Source organism: Flavobacterium sp., from assembly GCF_044368625.1.
Classification (GTDB): Bacteria; Bacteroidota; Bacteroidia; order Flavobacteriales; family Flavobacteriaceae; genus Flavobacterium.
This window is the reverse complement of record NZ_JBIPPD010000132.1, coordinates 1-9,181: the sequence shown is the minus strand read 5'-3', so window position 1 is coordinate 9,181 and position 9,181 is coordinate 1. Positions and strand designations below refer to the sequence as shown.

Here is a 9,181-nt window from a genome sequence, read left to right as displayed (position 1 = left end):
ATTCCATTTTTTTTAAAAAAATCCATAGTTTCGGATATATTACTTTCTAAAGATTTATATTCTTCTTTGTTATAGTTATTTGGAAGAATTTCAGAAACACTAAAGTAAACTCTATAAGTGTCTGCCTTAAATTCGTAAGCTGAATTTCCAATTATTCTAATAAATTTCTCCGTTGATTGTGCTATAACAGCATTAGCAAACATTACAAGGATAAGTGCAATTTTAAGTCTGTTTTTCATATTATTTTAATTAATGGTTGTTTTTATAATTTCTAATTTCGGACAACTTCGATTAGCGTAGGTTTGTTTCTCATCCTCTCTATCAAATTTATCAAAAAAAAACAACAACACACAAAACTTGTGATAATTTCTAGATGTAAGGATTACTTTGCTTTGCAAACAAGTTGCATTAGTAAAAAAACCTTGATATATCCTATTTTCTAAAACCAAAAAACCCAATAACTTTCGCTATCGGGTTCTTTTCTCTTTATTTTTATTTCTATACTCTAAATGAGTTTAATCATTCAACTTCAAAACTGCCATAAATGCTTCTTGAGGAATTTCTACATTTCCTACTTGACGCATGCGTTTTATATTCATTCTTCTAATGCTCCAGAAATACTTTCGATGTGTTTTTTGTACAATTTTCCAAAATCACTACTCTTTAATAAATTATCAATATCTGTTTTTTCAATTTCTATAGAATTGTAAAATACTGTGAAATTATCAACAGATGATGAAAATTTATCTTTCAAAAGATTAATTATTTTGTTTGGAATATCAATTCCTTTAGTTTTAACATAATTATTTTCAATTAATAAATCAACCATATTTTTGGTCAAATCATCAATTTCTCTTTTATTTAAAGCGTAAATTAATCCAGCAATGTAGTATGTGCTCTTTTTAAAAACAGGAAGAGTAGCAATGTAACTATCTGACTTCTCCCTTACTAGATCTCTTATTGTGTCTAATATAATTGATGATGACAATAATTTACTACTTAATAAAAAAAGTTCTTCATTATCATCCAGTGCTGAATTTTTATATATTTTCTCGTACTCAGTTTTTTGAAAAACCCTACTTTCTCCCATTCTAGAACGTAAAGATTGAGCAGCTGCCATATATACTGCTCTATACGCTAATGCACCATTTGGCATACTAACAATTTTTTTTGTTGAAGAGTGTTTTGCCTCTCCTTTTCTGTCATACAAATAATCAAACTCTTTTATTGTATTTCCAATAGCAATTTGTAACGGATCATTAGCTAATAATGAATATGTTTTAACAGCATTTTGATTATTGGTAGCTTTAATTACATTTAATTTAAAGTCAGCTTGCGATGAATCTATTTCGTAAATCCGAACTAATATATTTGCTGGTTTAAAATTATCTTTAGTTTTTTCTCCATATTTTGCGCTAAACAAAGCGTTTACAGTTTGGCATCCATTTATGATTTGTAGATTTTTTAATTCTACGTTTATATTACTGTTTGCTTTTGGTGTACCAAGAGTTATTTCATCGCAAATAATACTAATCCCATTATTCATATATGGAAACCAAATACTTTCAATATTAGTAATAGTGTTAATAATATCTTTGTTTACTGCTCCGCGATCACCTAAATATAATCTAATATTTTCAGCGTATAATTGATTGTTATGATATTTATTTTGAAGACGAATAAACTCATTAACATTACACATTCCAATAAAAACTCTTTTGGGTAATCCCAAGCTTGTTCTTTTAGTGTTATCTTCGTATCTAAACGAGTGTTGGCCATCTAAAATAAAATCAATATTTTCAGATACAACTCGAATTTTTCCATCTACAGCTAAGTCAATAATATCTTGTAAGCCATACACTTGAATATTGAAACGATAGAGCTGTTTATCTTGTTCAAATCTTCCTAAAACACTATTTATTGCATCATTATTTGAGCGATTTATTCCTTGGGCATTGTTAATAAAATGACAATAAACGGCAATTTTACGACCTTTTTTGCTTAAAAAACTTTGAACCTGTTGATCTATTTCGTTTAATACAGGATTTAAAATTAAGTCATTATCTCTAAGTTCAGGATGAACAAAAGTATCATTCATAAGTGTTGCAAAATCTCTTAATTCTGTAGGAGATGTTGCATTTTTATCTGTTTGATGTAATTTGTATTGAAATAAGTGAAGATGTTTTTCATTTGTTGATTCGGTTTCAATAAACGCATATGCATCCAATTGTAATTCTTGTTTACCAGAAATAAATTTATCAGTAATATGAAAATTTTCAAAAAAACCCTCTTCAAACAAATCCATTGCTAATGAAGCACTCAATGCCATATAAGAAATTTCATCACTAGCTTCAGAAACATTTGTCGTACTCTTTCCAGCATTAATTGTAAAATGCTCGTTCATTCTTTTAAAATAATCGAGTTCCCTTTTTATTTCATCATTTAGATACATCATACTTTTGATAACGTTGTGTTTAATCATTCAACTTCAAAACTGCCATAAATGCTTCTTGAGGAATTTCTACATTTCCTACTTGACGCATGCGTTTTTTACCTTTTTTCTGTTTTTCAAGAAGTTTACGTTTACGCGAAATATCACCACCATAACATTTGGCGGTAACGTCTTTTCGTAACGCTTTTATCGTTTCACGAGCGATGATTTTAGCTCCAATTGCCGCTTGAATCGGAATATCAAATTGCTGACGCGGAATCAATTCTCTCAATTTCTCGGTCATTTTCTTACCAATATTGTACGCATTGTCCTCATGAATCAACGCCGAAAGTGCATCCACCGTTTGACCGTTTAACAAAACGTCCAAACGAACCAACTTCGAAGTTCGCATTCCAATTGGCGAATAATCAAATGAAGCATAACCTTTAGAAACCGTTTTCAATCGGTCGTAAAAATCAAATACAATTTCCGCCAACGGCATATCAAAATTCAGTTCAACTCTTTCAGTTGTCAAATACGTTTGATTCGTAATTTGTCCACGTTTTTCAATACACAAACTCATTACATTACCCACAAAATCGGCTTTTGTGATAATCGTAGCTTTGATAAAAGGCTCCTCCACCCGATCCAGTTTCGATGGTTCTGGCAAATCCGATGGATTGTTTACCACAAATCCAGCTTCAGGATCTTTTTTGGTGTAAGCCAAATACGACACGTTGGGAACCGTGGTAATTACCGTCATGTCAAACTCCCGTTCCAATCGTTCTTGGATAATTTCCATGTGCAACATGCCCAAGAATCCGCAACGGAAACCAAATCCCAATGCCGCCGAACTCTCCGGTAAAAACACCAACGAAGCATCGTTCAACTGCAGCTTTTCCATCGAAGAACGTAAATCTTCGTAATCTTCAGTATCTACGGGATAAATTCCCGCAAAAACCATCGGTTTCACGTCTTCAAAACCCGTAATCATATTGGTTGTTGGCGTTTTGGCGTCCGTCAACGTATCGCCGACTTTCACTTCTTTCGCCTCCTTAATTCCTGAAATCAAATAACCCACATCTCCTGTAGAAATAACGCTTTTTGGCACCTGATTCAATTTCAAAGTTCCTACCTCATCTGCAAAATATTCGTTACCCGTGGCCATAAATTTAATCTTCTGACCTTTTTTGATTTCACCGTTCATCACACGAAAAATAACTTCTATTCCTCTAAACGGATTGTAATGCGAATCAAAAATCAACGCTTGCAAAGGCTCGTCCACATTCCCTTTTGGCGCCGGAATTTTTTCGATAATGGCTGCCAAAATATTTTCGACACCAAACCCCGTTTTACCTGAAGCATGAATAATATCTTCCAGTTTGCAACCCAATAAATCAATAATATCGTCGCTAACTTCCTCTGGATTGGCACTTGGCAAATCCACTTTATTCAATACCGGAATAATTTCCAAGTCGTTTTCTAAAGCCAGATACAAGTTAGAAATCGTTTGTGCCTGAATACTTTGTGCTGCATCCACAATCAAAAGTGCTCCTTCACAAGCCGCAATGGACCGCGAAACTTCGTAACTAAAATCCACGTGACCCGGAGTATCAATCAAGTTCAGGATATATTCCTCGCCCTTGTAGGTATATTCCATCTGAATCGCATGACTTTTAATGGTAATACCCCGTTCGCGCTCCAAGTCCATATTATCCAGCAATTGCGCTTTCTCTTCACGAGCCGTAACCGTTTGTGTCGCACCAAGAAGTCGGTCGGCAAGCGTACTTTTCCCGTGGTCAATATGGGCAATAATGCAAAAATTTCTAATTTTTTTCATCTAAAAATGTTCTATTTTGTTCAAGAAACTAACCTGTTTCTTCTGTCTTTTCTTTTATAATCAAATAGTTGGGCGTTACCCTACGGGTCGCGCTTTCCGCTCCCAATCTTTATGTCCCTCCCGAATGTTCGGGACGGACCATAAAGGATTTCCGCTGCAATCCCTAACGCAACCTCCTTTGTTACCCTGAACTTCTAATTTTACAATTCCTAAAGGTAAATCAATCCGCAAAGATAGTAGATTAGAGGTTAACTTGAAACGCTTGTAATCAAATAGTAAAAGATAATCTTTGAATAAAAAAATTCTTCAAAAACACTTTGCGTTCGCTTCCTAAATTTCAGATTTTCGGGAAAATTCATCCTTCGTTAAACAACTATTAAAGTTCGAAAAAAGCAAGAATGAAACTCTTTAATTCCCGTATTTTTACACTCCCAAATTTATCAAAATAAGTGAATTACGACCGAATTAAAGAAAAGCTAGAAATCCTCGCCGACGCCGCCAAATACGATGTTTCGTGTTCGTCAAGCGGTGGAAATCGCAAGAATACCAACAAAGGATTGGGCGATTCGTCGTCTTCGGGAATTTGTCACACCTATACCGAAGACGGACGCTGTGTTTCTTTACTCAAAATTCTGCTTACCAATTTCTGTATTTACGATTGTGCGTATTGCGTGACTCGAAAAAGTAACGACATTCAACGAGCGGCTTTTACCGTGGAAGAAGTCGTGGATTTAACTATGAATTTCTACCGCAGAAATTACATCGAAGGCTTGTTCCTGAGTTCTGGAATTTTCAAAAATGCCGATTATACTATGGAACGCTTGGTTCGTGTGGCAAAAAAGTTGCGTTTGGAACAAAACTTCAACGGCTACATTCACCTTAAAAGTATTCCCGGAGCCAGTGACGAATTGATGCGGGAAGCCGGATTGTATGCTGACCGATTGAGTATGAACCTTGAAATTCCAACCGAATCGGGTTTGAAACTATTGGCACCCGACAAAGACCACCAACAAATGATCAAGCCGATGGGTTTTGTCAAAAACGAAATCAGTTTGTACAAAGACGAACGTAAAAAGTTCAAATCCACGCCCAAATTTGCACCAGCTGGACAAAGTACGCAAATGATTGTGGGCGCCAGTCCCGAAACCGATTTGCAAATCATACAGGTTGCCGACCATTTTTACAAAAACTTCAGTATGAAACGCGTGTATTATTCAGGTTATGTGCCTGTTTCTAATGATGCGCGATTACCGGGTTTGGGTTCACAAGTGCCAATCGTTCGTGAAAATCGTTTGTACCAAGCCGACTGGTTGATGCGTTTTTACGGTTTTAAAGCCGATGAAATTTTGGCCAAAAACAATCCGTTTCTCGATTTGGAAGTCGACCCAAAACTGGGTTGGGCGTTGCGAAACATTACTGATTTTCCTGTAACATTACAAACCGCTCCGCTGGAAATGATTTTGCGAGTGCCTGGTATTGGCGTAAAATCAGCTTACAAGATTGTGAATGCAAGAAAGTTTCAAAACCTAACTTTAGAACATTTGCAAAAAATGGGTGTGGCAACCAACAGGGCGAAATATTTTATTGTCGTGGCGAATTCCAATAAGAACTTGATTCATCTAGATTCCGTTCATTTAAAAAATTTGATTGTGGGCGATACCAAAAGCAAATTCGAAAATCCGTTCAGCAACCAAACTTCCCTTTTGAATGACGATACTTTTTTACGATAGCACTTTCGAAGGTTTCTTGACAGCGGTATTTGAAGTTTTTGAGTACAAATACCAAGACGTTCAAATTGTACATTCAGGAACGTTCCAAAACTCGTTCTTTGCCGAACCTATTGAAATCATCACTAATCCCGAGAAATCCGATCGCGTCCTGAAACGACTCGAAAAGCAATTGGGCAAAAGCGGCATTCAAGACATTTTGTATGCTTTTCTTTCGGAAGATGTTTCGCGAGAAACCATTTTGCTGCAAAGCATTTCGTATGCGGTGGCAAATCCTGATAAAAATATTTTACAAGATTTCTCTAACTCTGCCGTGATGCAATTATCAAAATTAGTCAAAAGCGTTAACCGCGAACGCCACCGTATGAAAGCTTTTATCCGTTTTGAATTACTGAAAGACGGCATTTATTTTGCTGAAATTTTTCCTGATTTTGATGTACTTACTTTAATTATTACGCATTTCAAAAACCGATACCAAGACCAAAAATGGTTGATTTACGATTCCAAACGCAGTTATGGCGTTTATTATGATTTGACTTCAGTAGAAATAATATCGCTCGATCGTCCGATTGCCTTTGGCGAAAGCCAAAAAAAAGAACTACTCGACAAAAAAGAGCTCCATTACCAGAAATTGTGGATTGAATATTTTGATCACACCAACATTAAGGAACGCCGGAACGACAAACTTCATGTGCAACACGTGCCTAAACGATATTGGAAGTATTTGACGGAGAAAAAAATGCTGTGAAATACGTTTCGAACCATTAAGGCATTGAGAAATTTAAGCGAGTAAGAAGTATGATATTAATGTTTTAAAAACTTATTCACAAAGACGCTTTATTAGAATAGGTATTGCCAGCGTAACTTTTGACCCAATAGCTACTTGTGACTCGAAAACCAGTTTGCCTTTATGGAGGTTTGCTAACTCTTTTGCATAAAGCAAACCAAAACCACCTTGGTATTCATTGTCTTTTATAACAAATTCAAATTCTGTACCATCGCTGTCCTCATTTAATTTTTGTACCATTTCGTTGTCCATTCCTACTCCTGAATCTGTGGTTTCAATATAAACGTATTGATTGTCAGAAAACGACTTGATCGTAATTGTACTGTTATCATTATTGAATTTTACTGCATTAGAGAGAATGTTGTACATTATATTGAAAACTATATCCGCATCACAATAGCACATAATGGGAAGTAAGCGATAATCGTCTACGGATATATTTTTTTGCTCCAATTGAGCCGATAATGTACCCAAACACTTTTGTACGATTTCTCTTATATCAGTGTATTTTTTGTTTAAAACAATTCCTTTTTGTTGTTTGAGCGACCATTTGAGTAATTGCTGGGTAAAGTTGTAATTGTTAGTTGCCGTATTATTAATAATGGCCAAATACGTTTTTATTTCTTCTTTGGTCAGACTGTCGCAGTTTTCGCTTGTGTAATTTGTATAACCCATCAGCGCGTTAAACGGTCCTCTTAAATCGTGGGACACAATGGAAAATGTTTTCTTGATGGTTTCATTAAAATTATTAATTTCTTTATTTTGCTCCTCAATTACTTTATTTTGGTTTTTTAGCTTTTGATTTTTTATTTTAATTTTATTGTAAAGAAAATAGGTAATAAAAGCCAAAAGCAGTAAGAAAGCTACAATTGCTATCAAGAGATTTCTTTGGTTATCTTTCTGAATAATAATTTCTTTGTCTTTTTGAGAAGCGATAGTTAAATTTTTTAACTGAATTTCTTTTTCTTTTGTATCAAATTTTATTTGTAATTCATTAATTTTTTCATCGTTTTGATTTTTATACACTTCCTGTTCAATTGATTGAAAAATTTCTCTATACACCAAAGCTTCTTCAAATTGATTCAAACTTTTGAAAGTTGTTGACAACGCATCGTATACTTCTTTATAATTTATTCGGTCATTCTTATCAATAAATTTACTAGCTTTTGTTAAATACAATTTAGCTTTTTCGAATTCCCTTTTATTATAGAAAGCAATTCCTTTATAATAATTACCATACATTTTCGATTCCGGCATTTCCGTTAATTTTAGAACTTTATCGGCTTTAGTAATCATTTTATCATATTGATTTAACTCCTTATCAATCGCTATACTATTTAATAATGTGATAGCAGTAATATCATCATTTCCGAGAATGCTACAAAGTTTAAGTGATTTGTCACAATATTTTTGAGCGATAATGTATTTTTTGTTTTCTAGATTGACATACGCTAAAATACTATTTAATGCTTGTAACAATTCAATGGATTTTGGTTGGTTACTATTAATAGCTAAAAGCGCATATTCTTCTGCTTTATTAAAATTATTGAGGGCTATGTAAATCTGTGCTATATTGTAGTAAACCTTTAAAACCCCTCTACTGTTTATAATTCTGTAAATTTCTAACGCTTTTTCATTATAAATTAATGATTTAGGTAGGTTTTTTTCAATGTTAAGGTGATAAAATGCAAGAAAATAGTACAACTGACCAATTTGCTCATTATACGATTTATATTTTTTATCATTAATAAATGATAAGACTAATTTTAAACCTTCGTCTCTTTTTCCATTTAAAGTTAATGAAAAAGCCTTAAGGTAAATAGCATCTAAATAATAAGCTGTTTCTTGTTTTTTCTTAAATATAAATTCTGCTTTTACTGCTTCTCTAAATGCGAGATTGTACTCACCTTTGGTGATTTGATTTTGTGAATTAATCAAATGATACAAACCAAAACCTACTTCATCTGTATTTTTCTTTGCAGTTTGTAATATTATATTATTTATACTATCCGATTTTTGAAAGTTTGTGGCTTGATAGAGTTTTGCTACTTGATATAAAGCCTTCATTTTATCTATAGGAGTGGTTAATTTGCTATAGCTCTCTTGTATGCTATCTATTTTTTTTTCGTATGTTGCGTTTAACCCTTGAGCATTAATTTTGGTGATACAAAAAAATAATACCACAATAATACCTCTAAAATAAACTTTAGTTAATGTCATGTTTATTGGTTTAAGTTGATTAAAAAAATTTAACATGCTGCAATCCATTGCCAGTGCAACTTTTTGAAAAACTTAAGATAGTTTTTTTTAGTTTTGATTTCCTGTTTTGTGGCTAAAATCAAAAATTATTTTTGACCGACCAAGCCATAGTCAGAAAAGTTATTATGATTTTACAC

The 9,181-nt window shown here is 33.7% G+C and carries 6 protein-coding genes; 2 read left to right on the top strand and 4 right to left on the bottom strand.

All coding sequences use genetic code 11. The features are described 5' to 3' along the window. From ACIQ2X_RS10540 to lepA, 3 genes are all read right to left on the bottom strand, one after another. On the bottom strand, positions 1-239 hold a 239-nt coding region (locus ACIQ2X_RS10540), incomplete at its 3' end, for a hypothetical protein (protein WP_396178891.1). Positions 240-595: 356 nt separating this feature from the next. Further along, entirely contained in the window at positions 596-2,455 is a 1,860-nt protein-coding gene (locus ACIQ2X_RS10535) for an AIPR family protein (protein WP_396178890.1), read from the bottom strand. 19 nt (positions 2,456-2,474) lie between these two features. Beyond that, positions 2,475-4,271, bottom strand: a complete 1,797-nt coding sequence (gene lepA, locus ACIQ2X_RS10530) for a translation elongation factor 4 (protein WP_396178889.1) — start codon at positions 4,269-4,271, stop codon at positions 2,475-2,477. 449 nt (positions 4,272-4,720) lie between these two features. On the opposite strand from lepA, the gene ACIQ2X_RS10525 reads away from it, so the two are divergent. Beyond that, complete coding sequence (locus ACIQ2X_RS10525) at positions 4,721-6,001, top strand: putative DNA modification/repair radical SAM protein (RefSeq protein WP_396178888.1); 1,281 nt, start codon at positions 4,721-4,723, stop codon at positions 5,999-6,001. Next, positions 5,979-6,746, top strand: a complete 768-nt coding sequence (locus ACIQ2X_RS10520; RefSeq protein WP_396178887.1) for a TIGR03915 family putative DNA repair protein — start codon at positions 5,979-5,981, stop codon at positions 6,744-6,746. Before ACIQ2X_RS10525 ends, ACIQ2X_RS10520 begins: the two co-directional genes overlap by 23 nt. Before the next feature lie 72 nt (positions 6,747-6,818). Here ACIQ2X_RS10520 and ACIQ2X_RS10515 read toward each other — a convergent pair whose 3' ends face one another. Beyond that, positions 6,819-9,005, bottom strand: coding sequence for an ATP-binding protein (locus ACIQ2X_RS10515; RefSeq protein WP_396178886.1), 2,187 nt, complete (start codon positions 9,003-9,005; stop codon positions 6,819-6,821). Positions 9,006-9,181 lie beyond the last annotated feature (176 nt).